The sequence below is a fragment of the Streptomyces sp. WMMC1477 genome (assembly GCF_027460245.1).
Lineage (GTDB): Bacteria > Actinomycetota > Actinomycetes > Streptomycetales > Streptomycetaceae > Streptomyces.
On record NZ_JAPZBD010000003.1, the window covers coordinates 3,408,994 to 3,428,269 of the forward strand.

General features: G+C 73.1%; 1 protein-coding gene (cut by a window edge). It reads left to right on the forward strand.

The features are described 5' to 3' along the window. On the forward strand, positions 1-19,219 hold the 3' portion of the coding sequence (locus O7609_RS15590) for a type I polyketide synthase (RefSeq protein WP_269743729.1). It extends 17,255 nt beyond the left edge of the window; the window shows 19,219 of its 36,474 coding nt (coding positions 17,256-36,474); its start codon lies beyond the left edge, outside the window; its stop codon occupies positions 19,217-19,219. The last annotated feature ends 57 nt before the right edge of the window (positions 19,220-19,276 follow it).

Genomic DNA, 19,276 nt, shown 5'->3' on the forward strand with positions numbered 1-19,276 from the left:
CTCGACCGTCACCGGCGAGGTGTTGGACACCTCCACGATGGATGCGGCGTATTGGTACGCGAATCTGCGGGAGCCGGTGCGGTTCACCGATGCCGTGACCGAGGCGCTGGGGTCCGGTCACCGTACCTTTGTCGAGGTCAGTGCCCATCCGGTGTTGGTGATGGGTGTGCAGGCGATCGCGGAGGCGGCCGAGGTCGAGGCGACTGTCGTGGGGACGTTGCGTCGGGATGAGGATGAGTCGGCCCGGTTCATCGCGTCGGCGGCGGAGTTGTGGGTCCGGGGTGTGGATGTCGACTGGTCGGCTGTCTACGCGGGCCGGTCCGTGCGGCGGGTTGATCTGCCCACGTACGCGTTTCAGCGTGAGCGGTTCTGGCTGGAGTCGGTGTCGGGTGCCGGGGATGTGAGTGGCGCGGGGTTGGCTGCCGCTGGGCATCCGTTGCTGGGGGCTGCGGTGAGTCTGGCGGCCGATGGGGGTGTGGTGCTGACTGGGCGGTTGTCGATGCGGACGCATGCGTGGCTGGCGGATCATGCCGTTGGTGGTGTCGTGCTTTTCCCGGGTGCGGGGTTTGTGGAGTTGGCGGTGCGGGCTGGGGATGAGGTGGGGTGTGGGTGTGTGCGGGAGTTGATGTTGCGGGCGCCGTTGGTGGTGCCGGAGCGGGGTGGGGTTCAGGTTCAGGTTGCGGTGAGTGCGCCGGATGGGGAGGGTTGCCGGGCGTTGAGCGTGCACTCCCGTCCCGATGATCTGGGTTTGGCGGGGTCGTGGACGGCTCATGCCGAGGGTGTTCTGGTGACCGGGGCGGTCCGTGGGGTCGGGGGTGGTCTTGAGGTGTGGCCGCCGAGGGGTGCCGAGGCGGTGGATGTGTCCGGGTTCTACGAGCAGGCTGCGGCGGCCGGTTACGGCTACGGGCCCGCTTTCCAGGGGCTGCGGGCCGCGTGGCGACGCGGCGACGAGACCTTCGCCGAGGTGGAGCTGGCGCAGGAAGTCCAGGAGGAAGCCGGACGGTTCGGGATTCATCCGGCCCTGCTGGACGCCGCGCTGCATGCCGTGCTGCTGGGTGACGGACACGGTGACGGTGAGACGGCGCTGCCCTTCGCGTGGACCGGTGTGTCGCTGATGGCTGTGGGCGCCTCGACGGTGCGGGTGCGGTTGGCACCAGCCGAGGACGGCGGGGTGTCGTTGGAGCTGGCCGACGCCACGGGCGCGCCCGTGGCGTCCGTGGAGGCCCTGTCCCTGCGCCCGATGTCAGCCGAGCAGCTTGCTTCGGCCGTGCCGGGTGGCCAGGACGGCATGTTCCGGCAGGTCTGGACGGACGTCACCGCCGAGGCCGGTGACGTGCCCGGCCATGCCGCACTCGGCGAGGTTCCGGCGTCCCCGGACGTCGAGCGCTTCTCGACGGTGAGCGAACTGGCCGGCGCCGACGTCAGCCCGGCGTATGTGCTGTACACGCCGCCCGCCGTGGACGCCGGCGACCTCGCCGCGGCGGTGGAGTCGGTCACCGCCCAGGTGCTGCGCACGGTGCAGGAATGGCTCTCCGAGGAGCGCTTGGCGGAGGCGCGCCTCGTCGTGGTGACACGGGGAGCGGTCGCCGTGGACGCGTCGGGTGTGGAGGACCTCTCGTCGTCCGGTGTATGGGGGCTGATCCGTACGGCGGAGACGGAACACCCCGGCCGCTTCGCCCTCGTCGACCTGGACCCGGCGGAGTCCGGTCCCGAGTCGTGGGGCGCGGTTCTGTCCACGCTGGGCGCGGGGGAGTGGCAGGTCGCGGTGCGGGGCCGCGACGTCCTGGTTCCCAGGCTGGCGCGAGGTGCGGGAGGCGCGGCGGGCGCCGAGCCCGCCCATGCGTGGTCGGCCGAGGGAACGGTGCTGGTATCCGGCGGTACGGGGACGTTGGGCGGCCTCGTGGCACGGCGCCTGGTGCGGGAGCACGGGGCACGGCGGCTGATGTTGCTGAGCCGTCGGGGCCTGGATTCCCCCGGCGCCGTAGAGCTGGCGCGCGAGCTGGGCGCCGACGGCGCACACGTCGAGGTGGTGGCGTGCGACGCCGCCGACCGTGGAGCGCTGCGCGAGGCCCTGGCGCGAATTTCGGAAGACCATCCGCTGACCGGCGTCGTCCATGCCGCCGGTGTCCTGGCCGACAGCGTCCTCGAATCCCTGACGGTGGAAGAGCTCCAGCGCGTCCTGCGGCCGAAGGTGGACGCGGCGGTCAACCTGCACGAACTGACCCGCGAGCACGCACGCCTGAGGTCCTTCGTCCTGTTCTCCTCCGCCGCCGGTCTCTTCGGCACCGCTGGGCAGGCCAACTACGCCGCGGCGAACGCCTTCCTCGACGCGCTGGCCCAGCAGCGGCGGGCGGAAGGCCTGCCCGGGACGTCGTTGGCGTGGGGACTGTGGGACGACGCCAGCGGCATGACCGGGGACATGAGCGAGACGGATCGGGCTCGCGTGACCCGTCAGGCCGTGATCCCGCTCGCCGCCGACGAGGGCTTGGCACTCTTCGGCACAGCGCTGACGAGCTCCACGGACGCACAGCTCGTACCGGTGCGCTTCGACGGGGCCGAGCTGCGGGCCCGTGGAGCGAAGGGCACGCTTCCGCCCCTGCTGCGCGCCGTGGTGCCGGGCGCCCCGACCCGCCGTGCGGCACGGGCGGCGTCGGCGGAGCCCGCCGGCTCCGCACTCGCACGACAGCTCGTCGGCCTGCCTGAGGCGGAGCGGCTGCCGGTCGTCCTCGACGTCGTCCGCACCCATGTCGCCTCCGTCCTCGGCCACGCCGGAACGGCACTCGTCGGCGCTGACCGGACGTTCAAGGAGTTGGGTTTTGATTCCTTGTTGGCGGTGGAGTTGCGGAATCGGTTGGGTGAGGCGTCGGGTTTGAGGTTGCCGGCGACGTTGGTGTTTGATTTTCCGACTCCGGTTGCGGTGGCGGGGTTGTTGTTGGGTGAGTTGGTGGGTGGTGTTGAGGGTTCTGAGGGTGTTGTCGCGGGTGTGGGTGCGGGTGTGGTGTCGGGGGTTGGTGTGGATGATCCGGTGGTGATTGTGGGTGCGGCGTGTCGGTATCCGGGTGGGGTGTCGTCGCCGGAGGAGTTGTGGGGTTTGGTTGTGGGTGGTGGTGATGCGGTGGGTGGTTTTCCGGTGGATCGTGGTTGGGATCTGGGCGGTTTGCGGGAGCGGTCTGCTGCGGTTGAGGGTGGGTTCTTGTATGGGGCGGCGGAGTTCGATGCGGGGTTGTTCGGGGTGTCGCCGCGTGAGGCGGTGGCGATGGATCCGCAGCAGCGTTTGTTGTTGGAGACGTCGTGGGAGGTTTTCGAGCGGGCGGGTATCGCGGTGGATGCGGTGCGGGGGAGTCGTACCGGTGTTTTCGCGGGCGTGATGTACCACGACTACGCCAGCCGGCTCCAGAAGATCCCCGAGGACATCGAGGGTTACGTCGGCACTGGCACTTCGGGCAGTGTCGTGTCCGGGCGTCTGGCTTACACGTTCGGTCTTGAGGGCCCGGCGGTGTCGGTGGACACGGCGTGTTCGTCGTCGTTGGTGGCGTTGCACCTGGCGGCGCAGTCGTTGCGGCAGGGCGAGTGCGACATGGCCCTGGCCGGCGGCGTCACCGTCATGCCGACACCGGGCACCTTCATCGACTTCAGCCGCCAGGGCGCCCTGGCGGCCGACGGCCGGTGCAAGCCGTTCGCGGCCGCGGCTGACGGGACGGGTTGGTCCGAGGGCGCGGGTGTGCTGTTGCTGGAGCGGTTGTCGGACGCGCGTCGTCAGGGGCATCAGGTGCTGGCGGTGGTGCGGGGATCGGCGATCAACCAGGACGGCGCGTCCAACGGCCTGACCGCACCCAACGGCCCGTCGCAACAGCGCGTCATCCGACAGGCGTTGGCGAGCGCGGGGCTCTCCGCGTCGGACGTGGATGCCGTCGAGGCGCACGGTACGGGGACGACGTTGGGTGACCCGATCGAGGCGCAGGCGCTGCTGGCGACCTACGGCCAGGGTCGGGAGGCGGACCGGCCGCTGTGGCTGGGCTCGATCAAGTCCAACATCGGGCACACGCAGGCCGCGGCGGGTGTCGCGGGTGTGATCAAGATGGTGATGGCGATGCAGGCGGGGGAGCTTCCCCGCACCCTGCACGTGGATGAGCCGAGCCCCCACGTCGACTGGGCGAGCGGCAACGTCCGACTCCTCACCGAGGCACGCCCATGGGACGTGCGAGACGGCGTGCGACGCGCGGGTATTTCGTCCTTCGGGGCAAGCGGTACGAACGCGCACGTGGTCATCGAGCAGGCTCCGGTGGAGGAGTCTGCCGAGGGTGAGGTGCCGGTGGTGCCGTCGGTGGGTGTGGGTGTGGTGCCGTGGGTGTTGTCGGCGGCTTCGGATGCGGGGTTGGTGGCTCAGGCGGGGCGGTTGGCTGAGCGTGTTGGTGTGGGTTCTGGTGTGGGTTCTGGTGTGGGTTCTGGGTTGGGTGCGGTGGATGTGGGGTGGTCGTTGGCGTCGGGTCGTGCGGCGTTGTCGCGTCGTGCGGTGGTGTGGGGTGCGGATGTGGGTGAGTTGCGGGAGCGGCTTGGTGGTGTGGTTTCGGCTGGGGGTTCTGTGGTGGATGGTCGTCTTGCGGTGTTGTTCTCGGGTCAGGGTGCGCAGCGGTTGGGGATGGGTGCGGAGTTGGCTGGGGTGTTTCCGGTGTTTCGGGAGGCGTTTGCTGAGGTGTGTGGGGGGTTTGAGGGGTTGTTGCCGCGGTCGTTGGGTGAGGTGTTGGGGTCTGGTGTGGGTTCGGGTGTGGGGGGGTTGGTGGATGAGACGGTGTTTGCGCAGGCGGGTTTGTTTGCGGTGGAGGTGGGGTTGTGGCGGTTGGTGGAGTCGTGGGGGGTGCGGCCTGATTTTGTTGTGGGTCATTCGGTGGGTGAGGTGGCGGCTGCGTTCGCGGCGGGGGTGTTTTCGTTGGAGGATGCGTGTCGTTTGGTGGCTGCGCGGGGTGGTTTGATGCAGGCGCTTCCGGGGGGTGGGGGCATGCTTGCGGTGCAGGCTTCGTTGGGTTGGGTTGGGGAGGTTTTGTCTGGGGTTGTGGGTGTGGAGGTGGCGGCGGTCAATGGGCCGTCGTCGGTTGTGGTTTCGGGTTTGGTGGCGGGGTTGGATGTGGTGGCTGAGCGGTGTGCGGTGTCGGGGGTGAAGGCGCGTCGTTTGAGGGTGTCGCATGGTTTTCATTCGGCGTTGATGGAGCCGATGTTGGCGGAGTTCGGGCGTGTGGTGGAGGGGATTTCGTTCAGTCCGCCCAGTTTGGGTGTGGTGTCGAATGTGTCGGGTGGTTTGGCGGGGGAGGAGTTGTGTTCGCCGGGGTATTGGGTGCGGCATGTGCGTGAGGCGGTGCGTTTCGGTGATGGTGTTGGGTGGTTGTGGTCTGCGGGGGTGCGGAAGTTCTGGGAGTTGGGTCCGGATGCGTCGTTGACGGCGTTGGCTTCGGAATGTGTCGAGGGTGAGGGTGAGGGTGGCGGGGTGTTCGTGGCTTCGATGCGGCGTGGGAAGGGCGAGGTGGAGACGTTCACCTCGGCCGTGTCCAGACTGTGGGCCAGCGGGGTCACCGTCGACTGGCCTGCGGTGTTCGCGGGGCATGAGCCCCGCCGGGTGGAGCTGCCGACGTATGCCTTCCAGCGGGAGCGTTATTGGCTGGAGGAGGCTGGGTCTGGGGTTGCGGATGTCAGTGGTGCCGGTCTGACCGCTGCCGGGCATCCGTTGCTCGGAGCCGCGGTGGAGTCGGCGTCGGATGGTGGCGTGCTGTTGACCGGTCGGGTGTCGCTTGGTGGGCAGGGGTGGTTGGCGGATCACGCGGTGGCGGGGACGGTGCTGTTCCCGGGGACGGGCTTTGTCGAGTTGGCCGTGCGGGCTGGGGACGAAGTGGGTTGCGGGTGTGTGCGGGAGCTGACGTTGCGGGCGCCGTTGGTGGTGCCGGAGCGGGGCGGGATCCAGGTTCAGATGGTCGTCGGCCCTGAACAGGACGGCGACGAGCGGTCGGTTGCCGTGTACTCGCGGCTTGAGGACGCCGCCGGCACCGCTTGGACGCTGCATGCCGAAGGCGTGGTGTCGGCGCAGGGTCAGCCGGAGCCCGAGCCCGAGGCGGGGACGTGGCCGCCGGCCGGTGCGGAGGCGTTGGATGTTGCCGGGTTCTATGAGCGGGCGGAGTTGGCCGGGTACGGGTACGGTCCGGCGTTCCGGGGGCTGACGGCGGCCTGGCGGCGCGGGGAGGAGCTGTTCGCCGAGGTCAGCCTGCCGGAGACGGCGCACTCCGAGGCCGGGGCGTACGGCCTCCACCCCGCGCTCCTCGACGCCGCCCTGCATGTGGTGCTGGCCGCGGAGTCCGAGGGCGAGGGGCTGCGGCTGCCGTTCATGTGGGAAGACGTGTCGCTGTTCGCGGTGGGCGCCACGACCGCCCGCGTCCACATAGCCCCCACCGGCGGCGACACGCTGTCGGTGCGCCTGATGGACGAGAGCGGGCGGCCGGTCGCTCTCGCGGAGTCGTTGACGCTGCGGCCTGTCACGGCGGCGCAGATGGCCGCGCATGCGGCCGGCGACGACGACGCCCTGTTCCGACTCGACTGGACGGCCGCCCCCTCGGCCGCCCCCTCGGCGGACGACTCCGCCGACGCCCCGGCCGTGCCGGACTGGGTGGTGCTGGGCTCCGAGGAGGGTGGCGGTCTGCCCGCGCCGGGCGGCCGTCATGCCGACCTCGCGTCCCTGGTGGGGGCCATCGAGGCGGGGGCCGGTGCTCCGGCGCTCGTTCTGTGCTCGCTCTCAGCTGGCCGACTGCCGGAGGACCTGGCGACCGCCGCCCAGGGTGTGACGGCGGAGGCGCTTGCGCTCGTGCAGGAGTGGTTGGCCGAGGAGCGGCTCGCGGACTCGCGGCTGGTCCTGGTCACCCGGGGAGCGGTGGCGGCCGACGGGCGGGGTGTCTCGGAGCTGACCACTGCCGCGCTGTGGGGCTTGATCCGTTCCGCGCAGTCGGAGTACCCGGACCGGTTCGTGCTGCTCGACGTCGTGGGCGATGACGTGACGGACGGGGAGTTGCGTGCCGCGCTGGCCTGCGGTGAGCCGCAGGTTGCGGTGCGTGGGGGTCGGGTGTTGGTGCCGCGTCTGGTGCGGGCGGCCTCGGGTGAGGGGCTGTTGCCGCCGGCCGGTGAGCCGGCCTGGCGCCTGGAGCCCTCCGGTTCGGGGAGCTTGGAGGGGCTGTCCCTCGTGCCGGCGCCGGATGCGGTGGCGCCGCTCGCGGAGGGTGAGGTGCGGATCGAGGTGCGCGCCGCCGGCGTGAACTTCCGCGACGTGCTGATCAGTCTCGGGATGTACCCGGGTGCCGCGCAGATCGGCAGTGAGGTCGCCGGTGTGGTCACCGAAGTCGGCCCGGGTGTTTCGGGTCTGGTGGTGGGTGATCGGGTTCTGGGTTTGGTGCCGCGGAGTTTTGGTCCGGTGGTGGTGGCGGATGCGCGTGTGGTGGTGCGGATGCCGGTGGGGTGGTCGTTTGAGCAGGCGGCGGTGGTGCCGGTGGTGTTTTTGACGGCGTTTTACGGGTTGGTGGATCTGGCGGGTGTGCGGTCGGGTGAGCGGGTGTTGGTGCATGCGGGTGCGGGTGGTGTGGGGATGGCGGCGATTCAGTTGGCGCGGTATTTGGGTGCTGAGGTGTTGGCGACGGCGAGTGAGGGGAAGTGGGGGGTTCTTCGGGGTTTGGGGGTTGCGGAGGAGTGTATTGCGTCGTCGCGTGATCTCGGTTTTGCGGAGCGGTTCGCGGGTGTGGGTGTGGATGTGGTGTTGAATTCTTTGGCGGGGGAGTTTGTGGATGCGTCGTTGGGGTTGTTGGGTGCGGGGGGCCGGTTTTTGGAGATGGGGAAGACGGATGTGCGGGATGCGGGGGTGGTGGAGTCTGGTTGGGGTGTGGTGTATCGGGCGTTTGACATGTTGGATGCGGGGCCGGTGCGGATTGGGGAGATGCTGGGTGAGTTGATGGGGTTGTTCGAGGCGGGGGTGTTGGTTCCGCTTCCGGTGTCGGTGTGGGATGTGCGGCGGGCTCGTGAGGCGTTTCGGTGGATGAGTCAGGCGCGGCATGTGGGCAAGGTGGCGTTGTCGGTGCCGTGTGGGGTGGATCGTCCGGGCACGGTGTTGGTGACCGGTGGTACGGGTGCGTTGGGTTCGGTGGTGGCGCGGCATGTGGTGGCCGCGTATGGGGTGGGGCATGTGGTGTTGACCAGTCGCAGGGGTATGCGGGCGGATGGTGCGGGTGAGTTGGTAGCCGAGTTGGAGGCGTTGGGTGCGTCGGTGGAGGTGGCGGCGTGTGATGTGGCCGACCGGGAGCAGTTGGCCGCCGTGTTGGAACGCATTCCCGACACCCGGCCCCTGACCGGCGTCATCCACACCGCGGGAGTGGTCGCGGACGGTGTCATCGGCTCTATCACTCCGGAGCAGTTGGACCAGGTGTGGCGTCCCAAGGTGACCGCGGCAGTGAACCTGGATGAGCTGACGCGTGGTGCGGATCTGTCGCTGTTCGTGTTGTTCTCGTCGGTGTCGGGTGTGCTGGGTGGTGCGGGGCAGGCGAATTATGCGGCGGCGAACGCGTTCTTGGACGCGTTGGCTGAGCGGCGTCGGGCTGAGGGTCTGCCGGGGTTGTCGTTGGCGTGGGGTTTGTGGGAGCAGGCCGGTTCGATGGCCGGTGGTTTGGAGGAGGCGGACCGGCGTCGGCTGGGACGCATGGGGCTGGCGGCGTTGTCGTCCTCGGAGGGTGTCGAGCTGCTGGACCGGTCGCAGGTCCATGGAGATGCGGCGCTGGTGCCGGCCCGGCTGGACCTGGCGGCCCTGCGCGGGCGGGAGGACATACCCACCGTCCTCCGCGGACTGGTCCGGGCCAAGGAGCCGAGCCGCCGCCGGAGTGCGCGGCCCGGCGCCGGGGCGGAGACGGCCGGGGCCGGTCTCGCCGCCAGGCTGGCGTCCTTGAGCCGCGGTGAGCGGGAGCGGCACCTGCTGGAGCTGGTCCGTGCCGAGGTCGCGGCCGTGCTGGGGCACGGCTCGGGTGCGGCCGTGGAGGCCGAGCGGTCCTTCAAGGAGCAGGGCTTCGACTCGCTGACCGCCGTCGAACTCCGCAACCGCCTGGGTTCGGCCACCGGACTCCGGCTCCCCGCCGCCCTCGTCTTCGACCACCCCAACCCGACCGCGCTCGCCGCCTACCTGTACGCCGAGCTGTGCCCGGAGACGGAGGCCGGCGACGAAGGCGCGGACAGGGTCGGGGAGGCCGGTGCCGCCCGTGCGGCGCGCGGCGCCGCCGCGGCGTCCGTGGACGAGCCGATCGCCATCGTCGGGATGGCGTGCCGGTTCCCCGGCGGCGTCCGCTCGCCGGAGGAGCTGTGGCGACTGGTCGCGGACGGCGTGGACACGATCGGGGCGTTCCCGGCCGACCGGGGCTGGGACGTGGAGGGCCTGTACCACCCGGACCCGTCGCACCAGGGCACGAGCTACACCCGGCAGGGCGGCTTCCTCTACGACGCCGCCGACTTCGACCCCCACCTGTTCGGCATCTCGCCCCGCGAGGCCCTCGCCATGGACCCGCAGCAACGCCTGCTGCTGGAAACCACCTGGGAGGCCTTCGAGACGGCGGGCATGGCACCCACCGCGCTGCGCGGCAGCCGGACGGGAGTGTTCGCGGGGGTCGTATCCACCGACTACGCGTCGCGGCTGGACGAGATACCGGGTGACGTCGAGGGCTACCTCGGCATCGGCAACACCTCCAGCGTGGCGTCGGGCCGCCTCGCCTACACGTTCGGCCTGGAGGGTCCGGCCGTCACGGTGGACACGGCCTGCTCCTCGGCGCTGGTGGCGCTGCATCTCGCAGCCCAGTCGCTGCGTCAGGACGAGTGTGATCTCGCGCTGGCCGGCGGCGTCGCGGTGATGCCGTCGCCGTACATGTTCGTGGAGTTCAGCCGGCAGCGTGGGCTGGCGGCCGACGGCCGCTGCAAGCCGTTCTCGGAGGCGGCCGACGGTACGGCGTGGTCGGAGGGGGTGGGCGTCCTCGTCGTGGAGCGGCTCTCGGACGCCCGTCGCAACGGCCACGAGGTGCTGGCCGTCCTCAGAGGCTCGGCGGTCAACCAGGACGGCGCGTCCAACGGCCTGACCGCTCCGAACGGCCCGTCCCAACAGCGCGTCATCCGGCAGGCTCTCGCCGGGGCGGGGCTCGCGGCGTCCGAGATCGACGCCGTCGAGGCGCACGGGACCGGGACGGCGCTGGGTGACCCGATCGAGGCGCAGGCGCTGCTGGCGACGTACGGCAGGGACCGGGACGCGGTCCGGCCGTTGTGGCTGGGGTCGGTGAAGTCCAACATCGGGCACACCCAGGCTGCGGCCGGTGTCGCGGGCGTCATCAAGATGGTGATGGCGATGCGGGCCGGGGAGCTGCCCCGCACCCTGCACGCCGACGAGCCGACCCCGCACGTGGACTGGTCGACGGGCGGTGTCGCGCTGCTGCGCGAGGGCCGGGAGTGGGCGGCCGAGGGCCGTCCCCGCAGGGCTGGAGTGTCCTCGTTCGGCATCAGCGGCACCAACGCGCACGTCATCCTCGAACAGGAGCCGGACACGGCCGCTTCCCCCGCGCCCGCCGACACCGACAACACCGACAACACCGACACCGACAACAGCGACAGCGACAGTGGCACCGGCTTGACGCCGCCCTGGGTGCTGTCCGGCAAGACCGAGGCCGCGCTGCGCGCCCAGGCCGAGCGGCTGGAGGCCTTCGTCACCGCGCACCCGGGCACCCGGGCCGTGGACGTCGGGTGGTCGCTGGCGGCGACCCGGGCGACGCTCGAACACCGTGCCGTCGTCCTCGCCGACGACGTGAGCGGGCTGCGGCGCGGACTGACGGCCGTCGCGGAGGGACGGCGGGCTCCGGAGACGGTGACCGGGACGGCCCGGTCCGGTGGTGCCGTGGCGGTGCTGTTCACCGGGCAGGGCAGCCAGCGCCTCGGTATGGGCCGGGAACTGTACGCCGCGTTCCCGGCGTTCGCCGCCGCGCTGGACACCGTCTGCGAGGCGTTGGACGCGCACCTGGACCACCCGGTGCGCACCGTGCTGTTCGCCGAGCCCGGTACCCCCGAGGCCGAGCTGCTGGACCGGACCGCCTACACCCAGCCCGCCCTGTTCGCCGTCGAGGTGGCGCTCTACCGGCTGGCCGAACACTGGGGGCTGCGGGCCGACTTCGTGGCCGGGCACTCGATCGGCGAGCTGACGGCCGCGCATGTCGGGGGCGTCCTGTCGCTGGCCGAGGCCGCGGCGCTCGTGGCCGCGCGCGGGCGGCTGATGCAGGCGCTCCCGGAGGGCGGGGCGATGCTGTCCGTGACGGCGTCCGAGGACGAGGTCCGGGAGGACCTCGTCGGCCGGGAGGAGGCCGTGAGCCTCGCCGCCGTCAACGGCCCGCGGTCCGTCGTCGTCGCCGGTGACCGGGACGCGGTCGCCGCGCTGGCGGAACAGTGGCGCGAACGCGGCCGGAAGACGAAGTTCCTCCGCGTCAGCCACGCGTTCCACTCCCCGCACATGGACGGGATGCTGGAGGAGTTCGGGACCTTCGCCGCGGGCCTCGGCTACGCGGAGCCGGTGATTCCCGTCGTCTCCAACGTCACCGGTGCCGGTGCGTCGGCGGCGGAGCTGGGCGATCCCGGTTACTGGGTGCGGCACGTGCGCGAGCCCGTCCGCTTCCTGGACGGCGTCCGCTGGCTGCGGGCGCAGGGTGTGACGACGTTCGTGGAGCTGGGCCCCGACGGCGTCCTGACCGCCATGGCCGAGGACTGCCTCACCCCCACCGGCGGCGGGAGCGACGGCGACGGCGACCGGGGAGGGGACCGCGACGGCGACGAGGCCGGGCCGCTGCTGGTGGCCGCGCAGCGCGGTGGCCAGCCCGAGGTGGAGACCCTCCTGCGCGCCCTGGCCACGCTGCACGTCCACGGGGTCACGGTGGACTGGGCGACGGTGCACGAGGGCACCGGCGCCGAGCGGGTGAGCCTGCCGACGTACCCGTTCCAGCGGGAACGCTTCTGGCTGGAGCCCCCGGCCGCGGCCGGCGACGCCGGGCGGCGGTCCGGCTCCGGCCACCCCGGAGCCGACACCGTGGACGCCCGGTTCTGGGACCTGGTCGAACGCGGCGACGCAGCCGCCCTCGACCTGGCGGGTGCCGACGGCGCCCCGGAGGGCGCCGGGCTCGACGCGCTGCTGCCCGCCCTCGCCGCCTGGCGGCGCAGGCAGCGGGACCGCACGGCCCGGGACGCCTGGCGCTACCGCGTCGGCTGGAAGCCCGTCACCGCGCTGGAGACGGGACGGCTCACCGGCACCTGGCTCGCCGTCCTGCCGAGCTCGCGACGGCCGGGAGCGGCCCCGCGGGGAGCGGACCCGCGGGAGGTGCTCGACGCCCTGCGCGGGCGCGGGGCGGAAGTCACCGTGCTGCGGCTGTCCGAGGAGGACGCGGCGGGCGGTGCGGAGCGGCTGGCGGAGACGCTGCGGGCCGCCGCGCCGGACGGCGGCTTCTCCGGGGTGCTGGACCTCGCGACCGCCGGACTCGGCCTGCCCGCGACGCTCACCCTGCTGCAGGCCCACGCGACCGCGGGGCTCGCCGCCCCGCTGTGGTGCGTGACGCGCGGCGCCGTCGCCGTCACGCCCGAGGAGCGGATCGCCGATCCGGCGCTCGCCGGGGTGTGGGGCCTGGGCCGCGTCTTCGGCCTCGAACACGCCGAGCTGTGGGGCGGTTTGGTCGACCTGCCGGGGACGGGCCACGTCCTGCCGGGGACGGACGAGGGAGCCGGGACGGGGCCGGCCCTCGCCGAATCCGTCGCCGCCCGCCTCGTCGACGTCCTCGGCAACCGGGCCGGTGAGGACGCGTGCGCCGTGCGGCCCTCCGGGACGTTCCTGCGCCGCCTGACCCGCCCCACCACGACCGCGTCCGCCCCCGCGCCCACGAGCGCGGCCACGACCGGCGGCGGGCCGACGGGGCGCGACGGCTGGAGGCCGACCGGCACCGTCCTGATCACCGGTGGCACCGGCGGCCTCGGGGCGCACGTCGCCCGCTGGCTGGCCCGGACCGGGGCACAGGACCTCGTCCTCACCAGCCGTCGCGGCCCGCAGGCGCCCGGCGCCGAGGATCTGGTGGCCGAACTCACCGCGCTCGGAGCCGAGGTGCACGTCGTGGCCTGCGACGTCGCCGACCGGGACGCCGTCACCGCGCTCCTGGCCGAGCTGCCGGGACGCCGTCCGCTCAGCGCCGTCTTCCACGCCGCCGGCATCGCCCACTTCACCGCCGTCCGCGAGACCGACCGGGCCGCGCTGGCCGAGGTCCTCGCGGCGAAGGCGGACGGCGCGGCCCACCTCGACGCGCTCCTCGGCGACCGGGAGCTGGACGCCTTCGTCCTCTTCTCCTCCATCGCCGGGATCTGGGGCAGCGGCCACCAGGGCGCCTACGCGGCGGCCAACGCCCGCCTCGACGCCCTGGCCCACGACCGGCGCGCCCGCGGCCTGACCGCCACCGCCGTCGCCTGGGGAGCCTGGGCGGACGGCGGCATGGCCGACGGCGACATGACCGACCACCTCCTGCGCCGCGGCGTTCGCCCCATGCCGCCGGAGTCCGCCGTCGCGGCGCTCCAGCAGGCCCTGGACGGCGACGAGGCCACCGTCACCGTCGCCGACATCGACTGGGAACGCTTCGTCCCCGCCTTCACCGCCACCCGGCCCAGCCCGCTCCTGAGTGAACTGCCCGACGCCCAGGCCCTCATGGCGGGCCCGGACACCGGCGGCCCGCGAGCCACGGCGCCCCGCGACAGCGAGCTCGCCCGGCGCCTGGCCGGTCTCGGCACCGCCGAACAGGGCCAGCTGCTCACCGAGGTCGTGCTGACCGAGGTGGCCGCCGTGCTCGGGCACGCCGACACCACCGGCATCCCGGCCGGACGTGCCTTCAAGGACCTGGGCTTCGACTCGCTCACCGCCGTCGAGCTGCGCAACCGGCTGACCGCCGCCACGGGGCTGCGGCTGCCGTCCACCCTCGTGTTCGACCACCCGACACCCGCCGCGCTCACCGGTCACCTGCGGGACGAGCTCCTGGGCGCGGCCGCCGGGGGTGCCCAGGCCGCGGCCCTCGTCCCGTCCGGGGCCCGCACCGACGAACCCATCGCGATCGTCGGCATGGCCTGCCGCTACCCGGGCGGCGTCGAGTCCCCCGAGGACCTGTGGCGGCTCGTGAGCGAGGACGGCGACGCCATCGGCCCCTTCCCCGGTGACCGCGGCTGGGACGTCGACGCGCTCTACGACCCGGCGGCCCGGCGGCCCGGCACCTCCTACGTCCGCGAGGGCGGCTTCCTGTACGACGTCGCGGACTTCGACGCCGAGTTCTTCGGCATCTCGCCGCGCGAGGCCGTGGCCATGGACCCGCAGCAGCGGCTCCTGCTGGAGACCTCCTGGCAGGCGCTGGAGCGGGCCGGACTCCCCCCGACGGCGCTGCGCTCCACCCCCACCGGCATGTTCGTCGGCTCCAACGGCCAGGACTACGCGACGCTGCTCAACCAGGCCCCCGAGGACGTCGCCGGTTACCAGGCCACCGGCAGCGCGGCGGCCGTCGTCTCCGGCCGCGTCGCCTACGCCCTCGGCCTGGAGGGCCCGGCGGTGACGGTGGACACGGCGTGCTCGTCGTCGCTGGTGGCGTTGCACATGGCGGTGCAGTCGCTGCGGCAGGGGGAGTGCGAACTGGCGCTCGCGGCGGGTATCACGATCATGTCCACGCCCGGCGCCTTCGTGGAGTTCAGCCGGCAGCGCGGGCTGGCGGCCGACGGCCGCTGCAAGCCGTTCTCGGAGGCGGCCGACGGCACGGCGTGGTCGGAGGGCGTGGGCGTCCTCGTCGTGGAGCGGCTCTCGGACGCGGTGCGCAAGGGCCATCGCGTGCTCGGGGTGGTGCGCGGCTCGGCGATCAACCAGGACGGTGCGTCCAACGGGCTGACGGCGCCCAACGGCCCGTCCCAGCAGCGGGTCATTCGTCAGGCCCTCGCCAACGCCGGTCTCGCCCCGGGTGACGTGGACGCTGTCGAGGCGCACGGTACGGGGACGACGTTGGGTGACCCGATCGAGGCGCAGGCGCTGCTGGCGACCTACGGCCAGGGTCGGGAGGCGGAGCGTCCGTTGTGGCTGGGGTCGGTGAAGTCGAACATCGGGCACACGCAGGCCGCGGCGGGTGTCGCGGGTGTCATCAAGATGGTGATGGCGATGCGGGCCGGAGAGCTTCCCCGCACCCTGCACGCCGACACCCCCACGTCACACGTCGACTGGTCGGACGGCACCGTCGCCCTCCTCTCCCGGTCCGCCGACTGGACGGCCGATCCCGCCCGGCCGCGCCGCGCCGCCGTCTCGGCCTTCGGCATGTCCGGCACGAACGCCCACGTCGTCCTGGAGGAGGCCCCGGCGACCGCCGAGCCGGCCCGACCCGTGCTCGTCTCCGGGCCGCGCGGACTGCCGGGCTCGCCCGTCGTGCCGTGGGCGCTCTCCGCCCGCACGGCGGACGGCCTCGCCGCCCAGGCCCGCAACCTCGCCGCCCTCGTCGGCGGCACGGATCCGGGCCACACCGGCTCCGTCCTCGCCGGCCCCGTCCATGGCGACACCGACCCCGTCGACATCGGGTGGAGTCTGCTGGCCACCCGGTCCGCGCTCGAACACCGCGCGGTGGTGTGGGGCACCAAGACGGGCGAGCTGACCGACGGCCTCCGGGCGCTCGCCGCAGGCGAGCCCACCGCCAACCTCACCACCGGCGCCGCGGCGGAAGCGGTCGCCGGCACCGTCCTCGTCTTCCCCGGGCAGGGTTCGCAGTGGCTGGGGATGGGACGCGGGCTGCTGGCGTCCTCGCCGGTGTTCGCCGAGCGTCTGGCCGAGTGTGAGACGGCCCTCGCTCCGCACGTTGACTGGTCGTTGCGTGAGGTGCTGACCGGCGAGGACGACGGCTGGCTGGATCGGGTGGACGTCGTCCAGCCGGTGTTGTGGGCCGTGATGGTGTCCCTGGCCGCGGTCTGGGAGTCCTTCGGCGTCGAGCCCGCCGCCGTGGTCGGTCACTCGCAGGGTGAGATCGCCGCAGCGGTGGTCGCCGGTGCGCTGAGCGTGGAGGACGGAGCCCGCGTCGTGGCTCTGCGCTCGGCCGCCATCCGCGAGGAACTCGCCGGACTCGGCGGCATGCTGTCCCTGGCCACCGGCGCCGAGCAGGCCGCCGCCTGGCTGGCACCCCACGGCGAGCACGCCGCGATCGCCGCGTACAACGGCCCCACCGCCACCGTCGTCGCCGGAGACCCCGCCGCCCTCGACGCGATCGCCGCGACCGCCGAGGACGCCGGGGTGCGGGCCCGCCGCGTCCCCGTCGACTACGCCTCCCACTCGACCCACGTCGAGCGGCTCCACGACCGGCTGCTCGACGCCCTCGCCCCCGTCCGGCCCACCGCCGCCCGGGTGCCCGTCCTGTCCACCGTCACCGGCGAGGTCCTCGACACCACCACCATGGACGCCGACTACTGGTACACCAACCTCCGGCAGCCGGTCCGCTTCACCGACGCCGTCACCGCTGCCCTCGCCCTGGGCCACGGCCGCTTCGTGGAGGTCAGCGCCCACCCCGTCCTCACCATGGGCGTCCAGGCCATAGCGGAGGCGGCCGGTGCCCCGGCCACCGCCGTCGGCACCCTGCGCCGCGACGAGGACGAGAACGCCCGCCTCCTCGCCGCCCTCGCCGAACTGTGGACGCACGGTGCCGACGTGGACTGGTCGGCCCTCTACTCCGGCCGCGCCGTGAACCACGTCGAGCTGCCCACCTACCCCTTCCAGCACCGCCGCTACTGGCTCGACGCCGCCACCGACTCCGCCCGCGCCGCGCGGGCCGCGGAGGCCGCCGTCACCGCCGCCGCGGCCGAGGGCGGCGACTCGACGGACGCCGAGTTCTGGCAGGCCGTCGAGAGCCAGGACCTGGACGCCCTGACCGGCGCCCTCGCCCCGGACGGCGACACCCCGAACGGCCGGGCCGAAGCCTGGCAGCGCGTGCTCCCCGAGCTCGCCGCCTGGCGGCGCCACCGCCGCGAGCTGGCCACCATCCAGGGCTGGCGCTACAAGGTCGTCTGGCGGCAGCAGCCCGAGGCCGCGGCCGGGCCTGGCGCCGGGTCCGGCGCCGACGTGCTGCCCGGCCGCTGGCTCCACCTCCACCCCGAGGACGCCCAGGGCGACTGGTTCGAGGCCCTGCCCGAACTCCTCGGCGCGCACGGTGCCGACGTCGTGCCCGTCCCCGTCCCCACGGCGAGCGCCGACCGCACCGAACTCGCCCGCCTCCTCATCGAGGCCGCCGCCGACGCCACCCTCGCCGGCATCGTCTCCACCCTCGCCCTCGACGACGGCACCCCCGCACCCGGCCACCCGGTGGTGACCTCCGGTACCGCCGCCACCCTGGCGCTCATCCAGGCCCTGGCCGACACCGGGCTCCCCACCCGCCTGTGGTGCCTCACCCGCGGCGCCGTCGCCACCGGCTTCGGCGACACCGTGGACAGCCCCGCCCAGGCCGAGGTCTGGGGCATGGGCCGCGTCGCCGCGCTCGAACTGCCCCACCAGTGGGGCGGACTGCTCGACGTCCCCGTCGACGTCGACGACCGCGTCCTGCGCCGTCTCGCCGCCACCCTGGCCCAGGCCGCACCCGACGCCGAGGACCAGCTCGCCCTGCGCCCCGGCGGCACCTTCGCCCGCCGCATGGCCCCCGCCCCGCTCCCGGCCGACGGGCCCACCCGGAACTGGAAGCCCCGCGGCACCGCCCTCATCACCGGCGGCACCGGCCTCCTCGGCAGCCACCTCGCCCGCTGGCTCGCCCGGAACGGCGCCGAGCACCTCGTCCTCACCAGCAGGCGCGGCACCGACGCCCCCGGCGCCGAGGAACTGAGCGCCGAACTCCGCGCCCTCGGCGCCCGCGTCACCGTCGCCGCCTGCGACGTCACCGACCGGGACTCCCTCACCGCGCTCGTCACCGCGCTCGACGAGGCCGGGGAGGACGTCCGCACCGTCATGCACACCGCCGTCCGCTACGAACTCGGCGCCCTCGCCGACACCACCATGACCCAGTACGCCAACGTCATCGACGCCAAGATCGCCGGAGCCCGGCTCCTCGCGGAACTCCTCGGCGACCGGGACCTGGACGCCTTCGTCGTCTACTCCTCTGTCGCCGCCCTGTGGGGCAGCGGCGACCACGGCGCCTACTCCGCCGCCAACGCCCACCTCGACGCCTGGGCCCTCCAACAGCGCGCCGCCGGGCGACCCGTCACCGCCGTCGCCTGGGGCATCTGGGACGCCGTCAACACCTGGGACAGCCGCGACGCCGCCGAACGGCCCGTCCTCAACCAGCGCGCCGAGCGCCAGGGCCTGCCCCTCATCGACCCGGCACTCGCCCTCACCGCGTTCCAGCAGGTCCTCGACCACGACGAGGTCTGCGTCGCCGTCGCCGACGTCGCATGGGAACGCTTCGTGCAGCTCTTCACCTCCGCACGCGACACGCACTTCCTCGACGAGCTCCCGCAGGCCCGCCGCCACCTCGCCGCGGGCGACGGCACCGAACTCCAGGGCCGGGACAACGGCGAGGACGGCCAGCCCGCCCTCCGCCGCCGCCTGCTCGACCTTCCCGAGGCCGACCGCGACCGCGAACTCCTCGACCTCGTCCGCTCCCAGGCCGCCGCCGTCCTCGGCCACAGCGACCCCGCGACCATCGACCCCACCCGCGCCTTCCGCGACCTCGGCTTCGACTCCCTCACCGCCGTCGAACTGCGCAACCGTCTCGGCACCGCCACCGGGGTCAAGCTGCCCACCACCCTCGTCTTCGACCACCCGACCCCCGAGCACGTCGTCACCCTGTTCCGCGGCGAGCTGGGACTCGACACCGACGGCCCCGACCACCGCGCCCCCGGCACGGCCCTCCAGGAACTCGGCCGTCTCGAAGCCGCCCTGGCCGCGACGACCCCCGACAGCGACACCCGCCTCAAGCTCACCCGCCAACTCCAGTCCCTGCTCCTCCAGCTCACCCGCGACGACGGCACCGGCCCCGCCGCCGGCACCGGCTCGATCCCGGCCTCGGGCCCGGCCACCGGCATCGGCACGGGCGAGGAGGCGGCAGACCCCGACGACCTCGACTCCGCCACCGCGGACGAGATGTTCGACCTCATCGACCGCGAATTCGGCACCTCCTGACCCACCTGCCCCCCCGACCTCCCGACCCCACCTGACCGCCCCTCCCGCCCCGCCGCC